The organism is Streptomyces sp. NPDC043176 (assembly GCF_056436715.1).
On sequence record NZ_JBWKCA010000008.1, the window covers coordinates 1 to 17,698 of the forward strand.

The 17,698-nt window shown below is 75.1% G+C and carries 14 protein-coding genes and 1 riboswitch; of the genes, 10 read left to right on the plus strand and 4 right to left on the minus strand.

Annotated elements, in window-relative coordinates:
- The first annotated feature begins 149 nt into the window (after positions 1–149).
- Positions 150–289: riboswitch (cobalamin riboswitch) on the plus strand.
- 35 nt (positions 290–324) lie between these two features.
- Genes AC067A_RS15120 through AC067A_RS15140 form a run of 5 tightly spaced genes read left to right on the plus strand, consistent with a single transcriptional unit; the run spans position 325 to position 6,946 of the window.
- Positions 325–1,299 carry a cobalamin biosynthesis protein gene (locus tag AC067A_RS15120; protein ID WP_478619647.1) on the plus strand — a complete coding sequence of 325 codons (975 nt, stop codon included), beginning with the start codon at positions 325–327 and terminating at the stop codon, positions 1,297–1,299.
- Complete coding sequence (locus AC067A_RS15125; protein ID WP_478619650.1) at positions 1,296–2,804, plus strand: cobyric acid synthase; 1,509 nt, start codon at positions 1,296–1,298, stop codon at positions 2,802–2,804. The genes AC067A_RS15120 and AC067A_RS15125 overlap by 4 nt, the downstream gene beginning before the upstream one ends.
- Positions 2,805–2,853: 49 nt before the next feature.
- Positions 2,854–4,953 carry a putative cobaltochelatase gene (locus AC067A_RS15130; protein ID WP_478619653.1) on the plus strand — a complete coding sequence of 700 codons (2,100 nt, stop codon included), beginning with the start codon at positions 2,854–2,856 and terminating at the stop codon, positions 4,951–4,953.
- Entirely contained in the window at positions 4,953–5,561 is a 609-nt protein-coding gene (gene cobO, locus AC067A_RS15135) for a cob(I)yrinic acid a,c-diamide adenosyltransferase (RefSeq protein ID WP_478619656.1), read from the plus strand. The genes AC067A_RS15130 and cobO overlap by 1 nt, the downstream gene beginning before the upstream one ends.
- Positions 5,555–6,946, plus strand: coding sequence for a cobyrinate a,c-diamide synthase (locus AC067A_RS15140; protein ID WP_478619659.1), 1,392 nt, complete (start codon positions 5,555–5,557; stop codon positions 6,944–6,946). The genes cobO and AC067A_RS15140 overlap by 7 nt, the downstream gene beginning before the upstream one ends.
- Positions 6,947–6,948: 2 nt before the next feature.
- Here AC067A_RS15140 and AC067A_RS15145 read toward each other — a convergent pair whose 3' ends face one another.
- On the minus strand, positions 6,949–7,677 hold the full coding sequence (locus AC067A_RS15145) for a ZIP family metal transporter (RefSeq protein WP_478619662.1): 729 nt from the start codon (positions 7,675–7,677) through the stop codon (positions 6,949–6,951).
- A 6-nt stretch (positions 7,678–7,683) separates the two neighbouring features.
- Between AC067A_RS15145 and cobC the strand changes: the two genes are divergently transcribed.
- Positions 7,684–9,417, plus strand: coding sequence for an Rv2231c family pyridoxal phosphate-dependent protein CobC (gene cobC / locus AC067A_RS15150; RefSeq protein ID WP_478619664.1), 1,734 nt, complete (start codon positions 7,684–7,686; stop codon positions 9,415–9,417).
- Positions 9,418–9,503: 86 nt separating this feature from the next.
- Here cobC and AC067A_RS15155 read toward each other — a convergent pair whose 3' ends face one another.
- Positions 9,504–10,490 (minus strand): SCO1860 family LAETG-anchored protein, encoded by a 987-nt coding sequence (locus AC067A_RS15155; RefSeq protein ID WP_478619667.1) that lies wholly within the window; start codon positions 10,488–10,490, stop codon positions 9,504–9,506.
- 353 nt (positions 10,491–10,843) lie between these two features.
- Here AC067A_RS15155 and AC067A_RS15160 point away from each other — a divergent pair, with 353 nt between their 5' ends.
- Together AC067A_RS15160 and AC067A_RS15165 are read left to right on the plus strand one after the other, a co-directional pair.
- Positions 10,844–12,973: a penicillin acylase family protein gene (locus tag AC067A_RS15160; RefSeq protein ID WP_478619670.1), complete on the plus strand. Its 2,130-nt coding sequence runs from the start codon at positions 10,844–10,846 to the stop codon at positions 12,971–12,973.
- Complete coding sequence (locus AC067A_RS15165) at positions 12,970–13,530, plus strand: GNAT family N-acetyltransferase (RefSeq protein ID WP_478619671.1); 561 nt, start codon at positions 12,970–12,972, stop codon at positions 13,528–13,530. The genes AC067A_RS15160 and AC067A_RS15165 overlap by 4 nt, the downstream gene beginning before the upstream one ends.
- Positions 13,531–13,542: 12 nt before the next feature.
- Here AC067A_RS15165 and AC067A_RS15170 read toward each other — a convergent pair whose 3' ends face one another.
- Positions 13,543–14,628 (minus strand): amidohydrolase family protein, encoded by a 1,086-nt coding sequence (locus AC067A_RS15170; protein ID WP_478619674.1) that lies wholly within the window; start codon positions 14,626–14,628, stop codon positions 13,543–13,545.
- Positions 14,629–14,761: 133 nt separating this feature from the next.
- On the opposite strand from AC067A_RS15170, the gene AC067A_RS15175 reads away from it, so the two are divergent.
- The gene (locus tag AC067A_RS15175) at positions 14,762–15,865 is read left to right on the plus strand and encodes a pyridoxal-phosphate-dependent aminotransferase family protein (RefSeq protein WP_478620416.1); all 1,104 of its coding nucleotides are present in this window, start codon (positions 14,762–14,764) and stop codon (positions 15,863–15,865) included.
- Between the two features lie 94 nt (positions 15,866–15,959).
- On the opposite strand, the gene AC067A_RS15180 is transcribed toward AC067A_RS15175, so the two are convergent.
- The gene (locus AC067A_RS15180; RefSeq protein WP_478619677.1) at positions 15,960–17,039 is read right to left on the minus strand and encodes an alkene reductase; all 1,080 of its coding nucleotides are present in this window, start codon (positions 17,037–17,039) and stop codon (positions 15,960–15,962) included.
- 115 nt (positions 17,040–17,154) lie between these two features.
- Here AC067A_RS15180 and AC067A_RS15185 point away from each other — a divergent pair, with 115 nt between their 5' ends.
- A complete protein-coding gene (locus tag AC067A_RS15185; RefSeq protein WP_478619680.1) occupies positions 17,155–17,679 on the plus strand; it encodes a MarR family winged helix-turn-helix transcriptional regulator in 525 nt (174 codons plus the stop codon).
- Positions 17,680–17,698: the final 19 nt, after the last annotated feature.

The following is a 17,698-nucleotide window of genomic DNA, read 5'->3' on the forward strand; positions in this document are numbered from 1 at the left end:
GGCGGGGCTTTCGGCCATCCACAGTATGTGGGTCCCCCCCCCCCCCCCCCCCCGGGGGGGGGGCCCCCCGGGGGGGGCCGCCCCCCCCGGCCGTCGTGTTTGTGGTGCGCCACACAGTGACGCGACGCAGGTCAAGGGTGAGTTGACGGGTGTTCTCGGCCCGTGGTGGACTGCCGAGGCCATTACGGCGGCAGCAGAGGAAGCCCGGTGCGAATCCGGCGCGGTCCCGCCACTGTGACCGGATCCGACGGGTCCGGGAGTCAGGAACTCTCGCCGCCCGTCACGTCGATCCAGGGCGCGGACCCTGAGTGAGGACAAAGCGCCATGCCCGGCCGCAGCCGCAGCGTCTCCCGAGCCACCGGTGTCTTCGCGTACGGAGCCGCCCTCGGCCTCGCCGTCGACCGGCTCGTCGGCGATCCCCGACGCGGACATCCCGTCGCCGTGTTCGGCCGGGCGGCGGCCGGCGTCGAACGGGCCCTGTGGCGCGACCACCGCGGCTGGGGAGCCCTGCACACCGCCGTCTGCGCCGGTGGCACCGTCGCGGCCGGCGCCCTCGCCGCCCGGACGGTGCGGGGCAACCGCGCCGCCTCCGTCGCCCTGACCGCCGCGTCCGTCTGGGCCGTCGTCGGCGGTACGACCCTGGGCCGCGAGGCCCGCGCCATCGGCGGGGCGCTCGCCGCCGGCGACCTGGAGGCGGCCCGTGAGCGGCTGCCCCACCTCTGCGGGCGCGACCCGCACTCCCTCGACGGTCCCGCGATGGCCCGCGCGGTCGTCGAGTCCGTCGCCGAGAACACCTCCGACGCCGTGGTCGGGGCCCTCTTCTGGGGCGCCGTCGCGGGCGTGCCGGGGCTCGTCGGCTTCCGGGCCGTCAACACCCTCGACGCGATGGTGGGCCACAAGTCCCCCCGCCACCGCCGCTTCGGCTGGGCCTCGGCCCGGCTCGACGACGTGGCCGGCTGGCCCGGGGCCCGGCTGACCGCCGCCCTCGCGACCGTCGCCGGCGGCGATCCGCGCGGAGCCGTACGGGCCTGGCGGGCGGACGCGGCCGAGCACCCCAGCCCCAACGCCGGCCCGGTCGAGGCCTCCTTCGCGGGCGCCCTCGGCGTCCGGCTCGGCGGCACCCTCGCGTACGGCGGCCGGGTCGAGCACCGGCCGGTGCTCAACGGGCAGGGGCGGGCCGTCGAGGTCGACGACATCGAGCGGGCGGTCCGGCTGTCCCGCCGGGTCACCGGACTGACCCTGGCCGCCTGCGTGGGCGGCCGGCTGATCGTGAGCGCGCTGAAGCGGAGGAACGCATGAGGGGTGGCGGACTGCTCGTCGCCGGGACCACGTCGGACGCCGGCAAGAGCGTCGTGACGGCCGGCATCTGCCGCTGGCTGGTCCGGCGGGGCGTCAAGGTCGCGCCGTTCAAGGGGCAGAACATGTCCCTGAACTCCTTCGTCACGAGGGAGGGCGCCGAGATCGGCCGCGCGCAGGCCATGCAGGCGCAGGCGGCCCGGGTGGAACCGACCGCCCTGATGAACCCGGTGCTGCTCAAGCCCGGCAGCGACCGCTCCAGCCAGGTCGTCCTGATGGGCAAGCCGGTCGGCGAACTGAGCGCCCGCGGCTACCACGGCGGCCGGCAGAAGGAACTCCTCGAGCCCGTCCTGGCGTGCCTGGAGGAACTCCGGGGCATGTACGACGCCGTGATCTGCGAAGGGGCGGGCAGTCCGGCCGAGATCAACCTGCGGCGCACGGACATCGTGAACATGGGCATCGCGCGGGCCGCGCAGCTGCCCGTGGTCGTCGTCGGCGACATCGACCGCGGCGGCGTCTTCGCCCAGTTCTTCGGCACGACGGCGCTGCTGGGCCCCGAGGACCAGTCGCTCGTCGCCGGATACCTGGTCAACAAGTTCCGGGGTGACGTGACCCTGCTCGAACCCGGCCTCGACATGCTGCACGGCCTCACCGGGCGCCGCACCTTCGGCGTCCTGCCGTACGCCCACGGGCTCGGCATCGACGAGGAGGACGGCCTGCGGGTCTCGCTGCGCGGGACCGTCCGGGAGTCCGTCGTCGCGCCGCCGGTCGGCGCCGACGTGCTGCGGGTCGCCGTCTGCGCCGTTCCGCTGATGTCCAACTTCACGGACGTCGACGCGCTGGCCGCCGAACCGGGCGTGGTCGTCCGGTTCGTGGACCGGCCGGAAGAGCTCGTCGACGCCGACCTGGTCGTCGTGCCCGGCACCCGCGGGACGGTCAGGGCCCTGGCCTGGCTGCGGGAGCGGGGGCTGGCGGACGCCCTGGCCCGGCGCGCCGCCGAAGGCCGGCCGGTGCTCGGCGTCTGCGGCGGGTTCCAGGCCCTCGGCGAGCGCATCGAGGACGACGTCGAGTCGAAGGCCGGCGTGGTCGACGGGCTCGGGCTGCTGCCCGTGCGGGTGCGGTTCGGGGTCGAGAAGACCCTCGCCCGGCCGGTCGGCGAGGCGCTCGGCGAGCGCGTCGAGGGGTACGAGATCCACCACGGCGTGGCCGAGGTCCTCGGCGGGGACCCCTTCCTCGACGGCTGCCGGGTCGGCTCCGTCTGGGGCACCCACTGGCACGGATCGCTGGAGAGCGACGGCTTCCGCAGGGCGTTCCTGCGGGAGGTCGCCGCCGCGGCCGGGCGCCGCTTCGTGCCCGCCCCCGACACCTCCTTCGGCGCCCTCCGCGAGGAGCAGCTCGACCGCCTCGGCGACCTGATCGAGGAGCACGCGGACACGGACGCGCTGCTGCGGCTGATCGAGGAGGGCGCCCCGGCGGGGCTGCCCTTCGTACCGCCGGGCGCACCGTGACCGGCCTCGCCGCCCCGACTTCCGCAACCCCCGAAGGAGTGACCCCCCGATGAGCACCCGCTTTCCGTTCACGGCCGTCGTCGGCATGGACGACCTGCGGCTCGCGCTGCTGCTGAACGCGGTCTCCCCGGCGGTGGGCGGGGTGCTCGTCCGGGGAGAGAAGGGCACCGCGAAGTCCACGGCCGTCCGCGCGCTCGCCGAACTGCTGCCGTCGGTGCCGGTCGTGGGGGGCTGCCGGTTCAGCTGCGACCCGGCATCGCCCGACCCCGGCTGCCCGGACGGGCCGCACGACACGGGAGCCGGCGCCGAAGCGCGTCCCGCGCGGATGGTGGAGCTGCCCGTCGGCGCGTCCGAGGACCGGCTCGTCGGCGCGCTCGACATCGAGAAGGCGCTCGCCGAGGGCGTGAAGGCGTTCGAGCCGGGGCTGCTCGCCGCCGCGCACCGGGGAATCCTGTACGTCGACGAGGTCAACCTCCTCTCCGACCACTTGATCGACCACCTGCTCGACGCCGCCGCCATGGGTGCCTCGCACGTCGAACGCGAAGGCGTCTCCGTGCGGCACGCGGCGCGGTTCCTGCTCGTCGGGACGATGAACCCCGAGGAGGGCGAGCTGCGGCCGCAGCTGCTCGACCGGTTCGGGCTGACCGTGGAGGTCGCGGCCTCCCGGGTGCCCGAGGAGCGGGTGGAGGTCGTGCGGCGGAGGCTGGCGTTCGAGGACGATCCGGCGGGGTTCGCGGCCCGCTGGGCCTGCGAGGAGAGCGAGCTGCGGGGCCGGATCGTCGCGGCCCGCGAGCTGCTGCCGCGGGTGGCGCTCGGTGACGCGGTGCTGCTGCAGATCGCCGCGACCTGCGCCGCGTTCGACGTGGACGGCATGCGCGCCGACATCGTGATGGCCAGGACGGCGACCGCGCTCGCGGCCTGGGCGGGACGGACCGAGGTCACCTCCGAGGACGTGCGGCAGGCGGCGCTCCTGGCGCTCCCCCACCGGCGGCGGCGCAACCCGTTCGACGCGCCCGGCCTCGACGAGGACAAGCTCGACGAGACCCTGGAGCAGTTCAAGGGCGAGGAGCCCGACGAGGACCCGGAGCCCGACGGCCCGGGCGACGGGGGCCCGGACGGCGGGGGCCCCGGCGGGGACGGCCCGGAGGGCGGTGGCATCCCGCCGCAGGGCGAGGGCCCCGCGCCCGAGGACGTACCGGCGCCGCAGGACGCGCCGCCGGCCGAGGACGCGCCCGCGCCCGAACCGGCGCCGGCCCCGCAGGGTTCCGGTGCCGCGCCCGGTGAGCGGGCAGCGGTCACGGCCGGCGAGCCGTTCCGTACGAGGATGCTGAGCGTGCCCGGCCTCGGCCAGGGCGCGGCCGGGCGCCGTTCCCGGGCCCGTACCGAGCACGGCCGTACGACCGGCTCGACGCGGCCGAAGGGCGCGCTGACCAAGCTGCACCTCGCCGCGACCGTCCGGGCCGCCGCCCCGCACCAGCGGGCGCGCGGCCGGTCCGGGCCCGGTCTGGTGGTCCGCCGGGACGACCTGCGGCAGGCGACCCGGGAGGGCCGGGAGGGGAACCTGGTGCTCTTCGCCGTGGACGCCTCCGGTTCGATGGCGGCGCGGCAGCGGATGAGCGCGGTCAAGGGCGCGGTGCTCTCCCTGCTGCTCGACGCCTACCAGCGGCGCGACAAGGTCGGTCTGGTCACCTTCCGGGGCCGGGACGCCGAGGTGGCGCTGCCGCCGACGTCGTCCGTGGACGCGGCCGCGGCCCGGCTCGAACTGCTCCCGACGGGCGGCCGTACGCCGCTGGCGGCCGGGCTGCTCAAGGCGCACGACGTGCTGCGGGTCGAGCGGCTGCGGGACCCGTCGCGGCGGCCGCTGCTCGTCGTCGTGACCGACGGCCGGGCGACCGGCGCGAAGACGGCCGGCGACCCGGTGGCGCTCGCCGCCCGGGCCGCGCGGCTGCACGCCGCCGACGGCACGGCGAGCGTGGTCGTGGACTGCGAGACCGGACCGGTGCGGCTGGGTCTCGCCGGGCAGCTCGCCCGCGAACTCGCCGGCACCGCCGTGACCTTGGACGAGCTGCGCGCCGACTCGATCGCCGGCCTCGTCAGAGACGTACAGGCAGCAGGACAGACAACGCAGACCGCATGGAGGGCCGCTTAATGCCGCAGGGACAGCCGACCGTCGTACCCGACGACGGTCTCACCACCCGTCAGCGCCGCAACCGCGCACTCGTGATGGTGCACACGGGCGTCGGCAAGGGGAAGTCGACCGCCGCGTTCGGCATGGCGCTGCGCGCCTGGAACCAGGGCTGGCCGGTCGGGGTGTTCCAGTTCGTCAAGTCCGCCAAGTGGAGGGTCGGCGAGGAGAACGCCCTCAAGGCGCTCGGCGAGACCGGCAAGGGCGGCACGGTCACCTGGAACAAGATGGGCGAGGGCTGGTCCTGGATCCAGCGCGAGGTCGCCGACGGCGAGCAGTCGCACGAGGAGAAGGCCCGCGAGGGCTGGGAGCAGGTCAAGCGGGACCTCGCCGAGGAGAAGTACAAGTTCTACGTCCTCGACGAGTTCGCCTACCTGCTGCACTGGGGCTGGATCGACGTCAAGGAGGTCGTCGAGGTGCTCCGCGACCGTCCGGGGCACCAGCACGTCGTGATCACCGGTCGCAACGCTCCGCAGGAACTGGTCGACTTCGCCGATCTCGTCACCGACATGTCCAAGGTCAAGCACCCGATGGACGCCGGTCAGAAGGGCCAGCGGGGCATCGAGTGGTAGCACGTCTCGTCATCGCCGCGCCCTCCTCGGGCGCGGGCAAGACCACGGTCGCGACCGGCCTGATGGCCGCGTTCGCCGGCCGTGGCCTGGCCGTCTCCCCGCACAAGGTCGGCCCCGACTACATCGACCCCGGCTACCACGCGCTGGCCACCGGCCGGCCGGGCCGCAACCTCGACGCCTACATGTGCGGTACGGGGCAGATCGCGCCGCTCTTCCTGCACGGGGCGCGCGGCTGCGACCTGGCCGTGGTCGAGGGCGTCATGGGCCTGTACGACGGTGCCGCCGACCAGGGCGAGCTGGCGTCCACCGCCCAGGTCGCGAAGCTCCTCAAGGCGCCGGTGGTGCTCGTCGTGGACGCCTCGTCGCAGTCGCGGTCGGTGGCCGCGCTGGTGCACGGGTTCGCGTCGTGGGACCCCGAGGTGCGGATCGGGGGCGTGATCCTCAACAAGGTCGCCACGGACCGGCACGAGCATCTGCTGCGGGAGGCGCTCGGGGAGTCGGGGGTGCCGGTGCTCGGCGTGCTGCGGCGGGCGCCCGCCGTGGCGACGCCTTCGCGGCACCTGGGGCTGGTGCCTGTCGCCGAGCGGCAGGCCGCCGCGGTCGCCGCGGTGGCGGCGCAGGCGGAGCAGGTGCGGGCGGGGTGCGATCTGGAGGCCCTGCTGGCGTTGGCTCGCAGTGCGCCCGAGTTGCACGCGGAGCCGTGGGTGCCGGAGGCCGGGGAGCGGCTGCACGCCGGCGGTCCCGTCGCGCCCGCCCGCTCCGCCCCGGCGGAGCGGATGCCCACGACGGGACCGGTCGTCGCCGTCGCCGGTGGCGCCGCGTTCACGTTCTCGTACGCGGAGCACACGGAGCTGCTCACCGCTGCCGGGGCGGAGGTCGTGACCTTCGACCCGCTGCGCGACGAGGCCCTCCCCGAGGGGACGAGCGGGCTCGTCATAGGCGGCGGGTTCCCCGAGATGTACGGCTCCGAGCTGTCGGCCAACGAGCCGCTCAGGAAGGCCGTGGCCGAGCTCGCCGCGTCGGGCGCGCCGGTCGCGGCGGAGTGCGCGGGGCTGCTGTACCTGGCGCGGTCGCTGGACGGCACGCCGATGTGCGGGGTGCTGGACGCCGACGCGCGGATGTCGGAGCGGCTGACGCTCGGGTACCGGGACGCCGTCGCGGTGAACGACAGCGTGATCGCTCCGGCGGGGGCGCGGATGCGGGGTCACGAGTTCCACCGGACCGTGATCGAGCCGGGCGCCGGGCCGCTGGCGGCCTGGGGGCTGCGGCAGCCGGAGCGGCGCGTCGAGGGGTTCGTGCAGGGCGGGGTGCACGCCAGTTACGTGCACACGCACTGGGCGGGGACCCCGGAGGTCGCCGCGCGGTTCGTGGGGCGCTGCGGGTGAGTTCAGCCGCCGGAGAGGCCCACCACGAGCCAGATGAAGGCCACGCCCCCCACCGTGCACAGCAGGGTGGAGCGGGCGGGGTGTTCGTGGTGGGCCTCGGGCAGGATCTCGGCCGCGGCGAGGTAGAGCAGGGCGCCGCCGAAGAACCCGAGATAGGCCCCGAGGAGTTCCTCCGGAAGGGTGAACAGCAGGGTGGAGGCGGCGCCGACGAGCGGGGCGGCGGCGTCCGCGACGAGCATGGCGACGGCCTTGCGGCGGGCGTTCCCGTAGAGGCTCGTGATGGTGTACGTGTTGAAGCCGTCGGCGAAGTCGTGGGTGATGACGGCGAGCGCGACCGTGGCGCCCATCCCGCCGCCCACCTGGAACGCGGCGCCGAGGGCGATGCCGTCCATGAGGCTGTGGCCGACCATCGCCGCGGCGGCGGTGAGGCCGACCTGCGGGACCCGGTCGTGCGGGCCGACGCCGTGCGCGGCGCTGCGGACGGCGAGCAGACGCTCCATCACATGGGCGAGCAGGAAGCCGCCGACGAAGAGCAGCAGGGCCTCCGGCACGCCGAAGACCTCCTCGCCCGCGGCCTCCAGGGCCTCGGGCAGCAGGTCGAGTCCGACGACGCCGAGCATGAGTCCGCCGGCCAGGCCGAGGACGAGGTGGCGGCGGTCGGTGACGCGCTGCGCGACCCAGCCGCCGAAGAGCGTCATCAGGAACGCGCCGAGCGCGACGACTACAGCCATGGGGCTTTGCTATCCGATGGGACGGCTTCCGCGCACCTCGGTGTCGGGGCCCGGTCGGGCGTGGCGGTGGACGAGGTGCTCGTCCTGGTCGACGCCGTCCTGCGGGAGGCACGGCTGACGCGCGCCGACGTCCGGTCGCTCGCCACGCTGGACGCGCGGGCGGCGGAGCCGGGGATCGTGGGCGCGGCCGCGGCGCTCGGCGTGCCGGTGCGCGGCTTCGCGTCCGGGGAGCTGGCCGCCGTGTCCGTACCGCACCCCTCGGCGCTGCCGCTGGCCGCGACGGGCACGGCCTCGGTGGCGGAGGCGGCGGCCCTCCTCGCGGCGGCCTCGGGAGTGGTGGCCTCGGAAGCGGCGGCCTCTGGAGCGGCGGCCTCGGACGCGGCGGCCTCTGGAGCGGTGGCCGGGACGGACGGGGACGCGGGGGCGCCGGGGTGCGCCGGGGGCGGAGGCGGTGGGGGTGCGGGCGTGGGGCCCGCGACGTTACGGGGCGGCGGCAGCGGGGTCGTCCTGCTCGTGCCGAAGCGGAAATCGCGACGCGTGACGTGCGCGATCGCCACATACGTCCCGCTTCGTCCGAACGAAGATGCCCCAGGCGTACGGTTGTTGCCCTCGGCTCACGGGTACATCGCTCGCGAGCCCGGCTCACCCCCCACCATCCCCACCCCCCACACGACGGCGGCCATGGACACGCACACGGATACCGACGCCCACGACCTGCGCCACCACGGTGACGCCGAGGTCCGGGACGAGAAACTGATCGATCTGGCGGTCAACGTCCGGACGAACACCCCGCCGGACTGGCTGCGGAAGCGCATCGCCGACTCGCTGACCGGTCTCGCGGCCTACCCCGACGACCGGGCCGCGCGGGCCGCGGTCGCCGAGCGGCACGACCTGCCGTCGAACCGGGTGCTGCTGACGGCCGGCGCGGCGGAGGCGTTCGTGCTGCTCGCGCGGGCGCTGGAGGTGCGGCGGCCGGTGGTGGTGCATCCGCAGTTCACCGAGCCGGAGGCGGCGCTGCGCGACGCCGGGCACGAGGTGGGGCGGGTGCTGCTGCGCGAGGAGGACGGCTTCCGGCTGGACCCGGCGGCGGTGCCCGAGGACGCGGACCTGGTGGTGATCGGGAACCCCACGAACCCGACCTCGGTCCTGCATCCGGCCGCGTCGATCGCCGCGCTGGCCCGGCCGGGGCGGACGCTGGTGGTGGACGAGGCGTTCATCGACGCGGTTCCGGGCGAGCGGGAGTCGCTGGCGGGACGGACCGACGTGCCGGGGCTCGTGGTGCTGCGGAGCCTCACCAAGACCTGGGGGCTCGCCGGGCTGCGGATCGGCTATGTGCTCGCGGAGCCGGAGACGGTCGCGGCGCTGGAGCGGGCGCAGCCGCTGTGGCCGGTGTCGACGCCGGCCCTGGTGGCGGCGGAGGCGTGCACGACGCGGGCGGCGCTCGCCGAGGCCGAGCACGCGGCGCACCGGGTCGGGGTGGAGCGGGCCCATCTGCTCGCCGGCCTCGCGGAGTTCGACGAGGTGCGGACGGTGCCGGGGTCCGAGGGCCCCTTCGTGCTGATCCGGATCGACGGCGCCGACGCGGTGCGGGAGACGCTGCGGTCGCTGGGCTTCGCGGCCCGCCGGGGCGACACGTTCCCGGGGCTCGACCGGAACTGGCTGCGGCTCGCGGTGCGGGACCGGGTGACGACGAACCGTTTCCTCCAGGCCCTGGACCAAGCGCTGCTGATCGGCGGCTGACGGGCACGTACACGCGGGTGCGGGGAGGGCGACGACGGTCGCCCTCCCCGCACCCCTTTCCTCCCCGGCGCCTCCCCCTCGGGCCGTCAGTCGCGCGAGCGGGCGCGCGAGCGGGTCAGCGCGAGGGCGCCGCCGCCCGCCACGAGGAGGGCGAGGGCTCCGCCCGCGATGTACGGGGTGGTGGAGCTGCCGCCGGTCTCGGCGAGGTTCCCGAGGGGGGCGGTGCCGCCGTTGTCGGTCTTGATGCCGCCCGCGTCACCGGGCTTGGCGGTGGGCTGCTCGGAAGGGCGCCCGGTGGGCTCCTCCGTGGGCTGCCCGGTGGGCTCCTCGGTGGGCTCCTGCGTCGGGGCGTCGCCCCGGGGGGTCTCGCAGGTCGCCTCGGCGAGCGTCACCGTGCCGTTGACCTCGGCCACGCCCAGCTTCAGCGGGTCGACCTCCACCTTGAGTTCGAGGGCGGTGGCGGCGGCGGTGCGGGAGGTCGTGGAGGTACGGGAGAGGTCGAGGGTCACGGCGCCGACGCCGGGCACGCCGACCTGGGTCCGGCCGCCGGTGGACAGGGTGGTCTTCTTGCCGAAGACGATGACGTGGCCGAGGACGTTGGACTCGGCGACCGGCTTCCTGCCCTTCTCGCACAGCGCCCTGGACGTCACCTTCTCGACCTCGATGAGGGACAGTGCGGGGATGCCGGGGACGTGCACCTGCGCCTTGACCAGGTTCACGTACCCCTCGGCCTTGTCCTCGTCCACGGTGGCCTTCGAGGTGGCGACGTCGGCGGCGAGGATGTCGATCGGCTTTCCGCCTTCGGCCCCCTGCACCTTCACGGAGAGCGCGGTCTCGCTCTCGGTCCTCGGTGCCTCGACCTGGTTGAGGGAGGCGCGGACGGGCACGTCGACCGTCTTGCCGAGGAGGGAGACGTCGAGGCCGGTCCGCAGGACGACGGCGGTGGCACGTCCTTCGTCGCCCGTGGCGTGCGCCGCGGGGGCGGCGAGGAGCACCGGTCCGACGGTCAGCGCGGCGACGGTCGCGACGGCGGCGGTACGGCGTACGGGCATGCCGAAGGTGTTGCTGTTCAAGATGGTGGAACCCCCACAGGAGACATGGCGTCGCCGGCCGCTCACCACGGGGACGGTGGGTCGGCGCGGCCTCGGCGACTCGAGACACCGGAATCTTTACGCACGGAGAGTGAACCGGCAGTCGCCTGAGGTGAGTTCACTCCAAAGGGGGGTTTCCGTGTTCTTTTTCGATTTTTCTCGACACAACCGTTCCCGCAGGTCCCGCGTCTTTCGCACGAGCCGGCGCACACGGAGAGGGTGAGAACGATCCACGGCGGTCGTGCGTCACGGATCGTCAACCCGGTGCACGCGACCCCGTGGGCCTGCTGTAGATTAATTTAGGCCAGCCTAACCTAAGAAAAATCTACGAAGACATGGACGGGATCGGGATCTCCGTGAGCATCGAGGTCTACCGGGACGCCTGGGGCGTCCCCCATCTGCGCGCCGCGGACCCGGACGAACTCGCCTTCGCCCAGGGCCGGGTCACCGCCCGCGACCGCGCCTGGCAGCTGGAGGTCGAGCGGCACCGGGCCCAGGGCACCACCGCCGCCTTCCTCGGCGCCGCGGAGCTCGGCTGGGACACGTTCGTCCGGCAGGCCCGGCTCGCCGACACCGCCCGCCGCTGCTTCGAGCGGCTCGACCGCACCGACCCGGCGACCGCGACCTGGGTACGCGCGTACGTGGACGGCGTCAACGACGGACTCGCGGAAGGGGCCCGGCGCGCGCCCGAGTTCGCGGCCACCGGACTCGCGCCCGGCCGCTGGGAGCCCTGGACCCCGCTCGCCGTCTGGCTGTCCACCCACATCCTCTTCGCCGGCTTCCCCACCAAACTGTGGCGGGACGAGGTCGCCCGGCGGCTCGGCGAGGAGTGGACGGAGCTCTTCGCGACGGACGGCCCCGGCACCGCCGGCTCCAACGGCTGGCTGGTGGCCGGCGAACGGACCGCGAGCGGCGCGGCCCTGGTCGCCGGCGACCCGCACCGGTTCATCGAGGCGCCCGGCGTCTACCAGCAGATCCGGCTCGCCTGCCCCGCGTACGACGTGGTGGGCCTCGCCGTGCCCGGCATCCCCGGTCTCGCCCACTTCGGCCACACCGGAGCCGTCGCCTGGGCCATCACCAACGCGATGGCCGACTACCAGGACCTGTACCGCGAGCGGCTGCACCGGCTGCCCGACGGGAGCGTGGAGGCCCTCGGTCCCGACGGCCGGCGCCCGGCGGCCACGCACACCGAGACCATCGAGGTCGCCGGCGCGGAACCGGTCGTGATCGAGGTGATCGAGACCGACCGGGGCCCGGTGATCATCGGGGTGGACGGGGAGCCCGACGACGCCCGGGACGCCTCCGGCTGGGAGGCGGTCAGCCTGCGGTACCCGCCCCGCGCCACCGGAGAACTCGGCTTCGGCGTGCTGCCGGCGCTCCTGCGCGCCCGGACCGTCGCCGACGTGGACGCGGCCCTCGACGGCTGGGTCGAGCCGGTGAACGTCGTCCAGGCCGCCGACACCCGGGGCGGCCTGCTCCACCGGGTGGCCGGCCACGTCCCCGTACGGGACCGCGCCAACTCCCTGCGCGTCGTGCCCGCCTGGGACCCCGCGCACGACTGGCGGGCCGCACCCGCCCCGCTGCCCCGCGCCGAGGTCCGCGGCCACGCCGTGATGGCCAACGCCCGGGGGCTCGCCGCGCCCCTGGGCGTCGAGTTCGCCCCGCCGCACCGGGCGGCCCGGATCGCCGAGCTGCTCGACGCCTCGGCGGCCTGGACGCCGGAGACGACGGCCGCGATCCACGCGGACACCGACAACCCCTCGGCGGCCCGGCTCCTGGACAAGGTGGCGGGAAACGGCGACGGCCTCTCCCCCGCCGGCGCCGAGGTCCGGCGGCGGCTGCTCGGCTGGGACCGGCGGATGGACGCGGAGAGCGCCGACGCGGGCCTGTACGCGGCCGTGCGCGGGGCCGTGGTGCGCCGGGTCGCCGGCCACGAGGCCTTCGCCGCACTGCGCGAACCCTCCCCGTACCCCGAGGTGTTCCGGCCCTGGCTGGCACTCGGCCCGCGGGTCGCCTACGCCCTGGAGACCCTGCTCACGACGGGACCGGTGCCGGCCGGGGACGTCGACCGGATCGTGCGCGAGGCACTCGACGAGGTCGGCGCCGGGGAGCCGCCCGCCGCCTGGGGCGTGACGCACCGGCTCGCGCCCTGGCAGGCGCTGCCCGACCCGGACGACGACCGGTGGCCCGGGCTCGGCGGGGACCACGACTGCGTCCTCTCCACGTCCAGCGTGCCCGGCTGGACCGACCGCAGCGCCCGCGCGTCCGCCGCCCGGTACGTCTGGGACCTCGCCGACCGCGAACGGAGCCGCTGGATCGTGCCGTTCGGCGCCTCCGGCGTTCCCGGCGACCCGCACCACCACGACCAGCTCCCCCTGTGGCTGCGGGGCGAACTCGCCCCCGTCACCACCGACTGGGACCTGCTGACCGAAGAGACCGAAGCGACCGAAGAGGAATCCGCATGACCACCGCCGTCCACGACCAGGCCGTCGAAGGCTTCGGCACCGTCCGCATCACGCCCGTCGACCCCGACCGGGACGCCCCCCTCATCCACGGCTGGGTGAACGAGGACCGGGCCCGCTTCTGGGGCATGGGCGGCACGAGCGTCGAGCAGGTCCGGGAGATCTACGCGCACCTCGACTCGCTCACCACCCACCACGGCTACCTGGTCACCCGGGACGACGTGCCCGTCGCCCTCTTCCAGACGTACGACCCCGACGCCGACCGGGTCGGCGAGTGCTACGAGGTGCTCCCCGGCGACATCGGCGTCCACCTGCTCGTCGCGCCCAGCGCCGCGCCCGAGCCCGGGTTCTCGGGCCGGCTGCTCGTCGCCCTGATCGACTTCGCGCTGCGCGACCGCACCCGGATCGTGGTCGACCCGGACGCCGGCAACGAGAAGGCGATCGCCCGGATGATCCGGGGCGGCTTCGAGCCCGGCCCGCTCGTCGTGCTGCCCGAGGTGGACCTGCCGGAGGTCTTCATCCCGGAGAAGAAGGCCCGGCTCGCCTTCTACTCCCGCTGACGGACCGGCCGGTCAGCCGACGACCCGGCCGTTGACGACGACCCGCCGCGGCGCGGCGAGGACGCGGACGTCCGCGCGCGGGTCCTCGCCGTAGACGACGAGGTCCGCCGGGGCGCCCTCCTCCAGGGACGGGCGGCCGAGCCACGCCCTGGCCCGCCAGGCGGTGGCCGCGAGCGCGTCGATCGGCGGGATGCCGGCCCTGGTCAGCTCCTCGACCTCCTCGGCGACGAGGCCGTGGGCGAGGGAGCCGCCCGCGTCGGTGCCCACGAAGACGGGGACGCCGGCGTCGTAGGCGGCGCGGACGGTGTCGTACCGCCGCTCGTGCAGCCTGCGCATATGGGCCGACCAGCGCGGGAACTTCTCCTGGCCGCCGTCGGCCAGGTGCGGGAAGGTCGCGATGTTGACCAGGGTCGGGACGATGGCGACACCCCGCTCGGCGAAGAGCGGGATGGTGTCCTCGGTGAGTCCGGTGGCGTGCTCGACGCAGTCGATCCCCGCCTCGACCAGGTCGCGCAGCGAGTCCTCGGCGAAGCAGTGGGCGGTGACCCGGGCGCCGAGCCGGTGCGCCTCGGCGATCGCGGCCCCGACCTCCGGACGCGGCCAGCAGGCGGTGAGGTCGCCCGCCTCGCGGTCGATCCAGTCGCCGACGAGCTTGACCCAGCCGTCGCCGCGGCGGGCCTCCCGCCCGACGTACGCGACGAGGTCGGCCGGCTCGATCTCGTGGGCGTAGTTGCGGATGTAGCGGCGGGTGCGGGCGATGTGCCGGCCGGCGCGGATGATCTTCGGCAGGTCCTCGCGGTCGTCGATCCAGCGGGTGTCGGAGGGCGAGCCGGCGTCCCGGATCAGCAGGGTTCCGGCGTCCCGGTCGGTGAGTGCCTGCTTCTCGCTGGTGGCGTCGTCGACGGGGCCGTGCCGGTCGAGGCCGACGTGGCAGTGGGCGTCGACGAGTCCGGGCAGCACCCAGCCCTCGACGGTCACCGCCTCGGCGGCGGGCCGGTCGAAGGTGATCCGCCCGTCGACGCACCACAGTTCGTCCCGTACGTCCTCCGGGCCGACGAGCACCCGCCCCTTCACGTGCAGCACCGCGTGATCGCTCATGCCTGCACTGTACGAGGGCGGCCGCCCGGCCCCGGCGCCAGGCGGGTCCCGGGGGGCGTGCGGGGGCCGCTGGGTACGCTGATCCGGAGCTCCGCCCGCACCGAACCGAGTCGAAGAAGGCACCGCCGTGACCGTGACACATCCGCTCCTGGACCTGGCCCCGCTGACCGCCGCGCACTTCGCGTCGATCGAGCGGCGGGTGGCCGCGCTGCTCTCCACGGAGCAGGACGTGGTGATCACCCAGGGCGAGGCGCTGCTGCCCCTCGAGGGGTGCATCCGGAGCGGTGCCCGGGCCGGTTCGACGGCGCTGAACATCGTCACCGGTCCGTACGGGCAGACCTTCGGCAACTGGCTGCGGGACTGCGGGGCGAGCGTGGTCGACCTGGAGGTGCCGTTCCACACGGCGGTGACGGCGGCTCAGGTGGAGCAGGCGTTCGCCGAGCACCCGGAGATCGACTTCGTGTCGCTCGTGCACGCGGAGGCGGCGACCGGCAACACCAACCCGGTGGCGGAGATCGGCGAGGTCGTGCGGGCGCACGGCGCGCTGTTCTACCTGGACGCGGTGGCGTCGATCGGCGCGGAGCCGGTGCTGCCGGACGCGTGGGGCGTGGACATGTGCATCATCGGCGCGCAGAAGGCGATGGGCGGGCCCGCGGGCGTGTCCGCGGTGTCGGTGAGCGCGCGGGCCTGGGAGCGGTTCGCCGCCAACCCGGCGGCCCCGCGCCGCTCGTACCTCTCCCTCCTGGACTGGAAGGAGCGCTGGATCGACGGCGGCCGCAAGGCGCTGCTGCACGCGCCGGCGCAGCTGGAGATGCTGGCCCTGGAGGCCTGCCTGGAGCGGATCGAGACGGAGGGCCTGGACGCGCTGATGGCGCGGCACGCCTCGGCCGCGGCGGCGACCCGGGCGGGCGCTTCGGCGCTCGGCGGGGGGCTCGAGCCGTACGTGTACGCGGCGGGGGACGCGGCTCCGGTGGCGACGACGCTGCGCACGCCGGCGGGCGTGGACGCCTCGGAGCTGGTGGCGAGGGCCCTGGCCGCCGATCCGTCGCTGCCGCTGATCGCGGGCGGCGGCGCGCTGGCGAAGGAGATGATCCGGGTGAACCACTACGGCGTGGACGCGACCCCGGGCGCGGTGCAGTCCTCGCTGGCGGCGCTGGGCGCGGCGCTCGGCGAGCTGGGCCGGCCGGTGGACCTGGAGGACGGCCTGCGGGCGGCGACGGAGGCCTGGGGGCGGTAGTCACGCTCGACCCGGTGGTCACGGGTGCGCGGAGGGGGCGGGGTCCGGTGCCGGACGCCGCCCCCTCCGCGCACCCGGGGTGCGGGCCGGGGGCTCAGGCGACGGGCTCCAGGGCGGGGTAGTCGGTGTAGCCGCGCTCGTCGCCGGCGTACATGGTGGTGGCGTCGAGCTCGTTGTAGGGGCCGTCGGTCCGCAGGCGGGCGGGCAGGTCGGGGTTGGCGATGAAGAGCCGGCCGAAGGCGACGAGGTCGGTGGTGCCGTCCTCGATCAGGGCGAGGGACGCGGCGTCGGTCTCCCCTTCGGTGGCCGGGTTGAGGATGAAGGTGCCGGCGAACCGCTTGCGCAGGTCGAGGACGAGCGGGCGGCGCTCCGGTGCGGTCTCCAGGACGTGGAGGTAGGCGATGCCGACGGGCTCGATGGCGGTGAGCAGGGCGGCGTAGAGCTCTTCGGTGTCGGTCTCGCTGATGTCGTTGAGCGTGTTGGCCGGGCTGACGCGCAGGCCGGTGCGCTCGGGGCCGATCTCGGCGGCGACGGCCCTGACGACCTCGACGGCGAAGCGGACGCGGTTCTCGACGGAGCCGCCCCACTCGTCGGTGCGGTGGTTGGAGCCGCTCGCCAGGAACTGCTGGATCAGGTAGCCGTTGGCGCCGTGGATCTCGACGCCGTCGAAGCCCGCCTCGACGGCGTTGCGGGCGGCGCTCGCGAAGCCGGCGACGGCTTCGCGCACCTGGTCGCCGGTGAGGGCGCGGGGGGTGACGAAGTCCTTGGGGCCCTCGGGGGTGAAGACCTGTCCGGCGGCGGCGACGGCGGAGGGGCCGACGGGGTGGAGGCCGCCGTCGAGGAGGTCGGGGTGGCCGATGCGGCCGGAGTGCATCAGCTGGGCGAAGATGCGGCCGCCGCGCTCGTGGACGGCGTCGGTGACGCGGCGCCAGGCGGCGATCTGCTCGCGGCTGTGGAGGCCGGGGGTGAAGGGGTAGCCCTGGCCCTCGGCGACGGGCTGGACGCCCTCGGTGATGATGAGGCCGGCCGAGGCGCGCTGGGCGTAGTACTCGGCGACGGCCGCGGTGGGGGTGCGGAGCTCGGCGTCGGCCCTGCTGCGGGTCATGGGGGCCATGGCGATGCGGTTGGCGAGGCGGGTTCCGGCGAGGTCGACGGAGTCGAAGGCAGTGGGCATGGCGGTTCCCTCACATCGAATATGTGGTCGGCCAACTAATCGGGCCGTTGTCACTGTAACCCATTCATTGGCCGACCAAGGTAATCTTGTGGGAGAGCCTTCCCGAGGAGCCCCGATGTCAGGAAACGACCCCGTCTGTACCGCCCCCGCGGGCGGTCCGCTGCCGGCCGCCGCGCGTGGCGGCCCCGTCAGCCACGCCCTCGCGCGCGTCGCGCGGATGCACCGGATCGCCATGGGACGCAGACTGCGGGACCTCGGCCTCTATCCGGGCCAGGAGCTGATGATGATGCGGCTGTGGGACTGCGGCGCGGTCCGGCAGTCGGAGCTGATCCAGTCCCTGGGCCTCGACCCCTCGACGGTGACCAAGATGCTCCAGCGCATGGAGCAGTGCGGGTACGTGCGCCGCCGCCCGGACCCGGCCGACCGGCGCGCGGTCCTGGTCGAGGCGACGGAGCAGGGGCAGGCGCTGCGCGTCGGCGTCGAGGGCGCCTGGTCGGACCTGGAGACGGCGACCCTGGCCGGCCTCGGCGAGGCCGACCGGGCCGAGCTCGCCCGCCTGCTCGGCCTACTCGGCGACAACCTGGCCGACGAGGCCGGCGACGACGGCGCCTGCCCACCCCCGCCGGGCGCGGCCTGCTGACGTCCTCGCGGGCCGACCC

What these genes read in the sequence shown, in the direction of transcription:
- AC067A_RS15120 (WP_478619647.1), top strand. Translation starts at nt 325, where the DNA reads ATGCCCGGCCGCAGCCGCAGCGTCTCCCGAGCCACCGGTGTCTTCGCG.
- AC067A_RS15125 (WP_478619650.1), top strand. Translation starts at nt 1,296, where the DNA reads ATGAGGGGTGGCGGACTGCTCGTCGCCGGGACCACGTCGGACGCCGGC.
- AC067A_RS15130 (WP_478619653.1), top strand. Translation starts at nt 2,854, where the DNA reads ATGAGCACCCGCTTTCCGTTCACGGCCGTCGTCGGCATGGACGACCTG.
- cobO (WP_478619656.1), top strand. Translation starts at nt 4,953, where the DNA reads ATGCCGCAGGGACAGCCGACCGTCGTACCCGACGACGGTCTCACCACC.
- AC067A_RS15145 (WP_478619662.1), bottom strand. Translation starts at nt 7,677, where the DNA reads ATGGCTGTAGTCGTCGCGCTCGGCGCGTTCCTGATGACGCTCTTCGGC.
- AC067A_RS15160 (WP_478619670.1), top strand. Translation starts at nt 10,844, where the DNA reads ATGGACGGGATCGGGATCTCCGTGAGCATCGAGGTCTACCGGGACGCC.
- AC067A_RS15165 (WP_478619671.1), top strand. Translation starts at nt 12,970, where the DNA reads ATGACCACCGCCGTCCACGACCAGGCCGTCGAAGGCTTCGGCACCGTC.
- AC067A_RS15170 (WP_478619674.1), bottom strand. Translation starts at nt 14,628, where the DNA reads ATGAGCGATCACGCGGTGCTGCACGTGAAGGGGCGGGTGCTCGTCGGC.
- AC067A_RS15180 (WP_478619677.1), bottom strand. Translation starts at nt 17,039, where the DNA reads ATGCCCACTGCCTTCGACTCCGTCGACCTCGCCGGAACCCGCCTCGCC.
- AC067A_RS15185 (WP_478619680.1), top strand. Translation starts at nt 17,155, where the DNA reads ATGTCAGGAAACGACCCCGTCTGTACCGCCCCCGCGGGCGGTCCGCTG.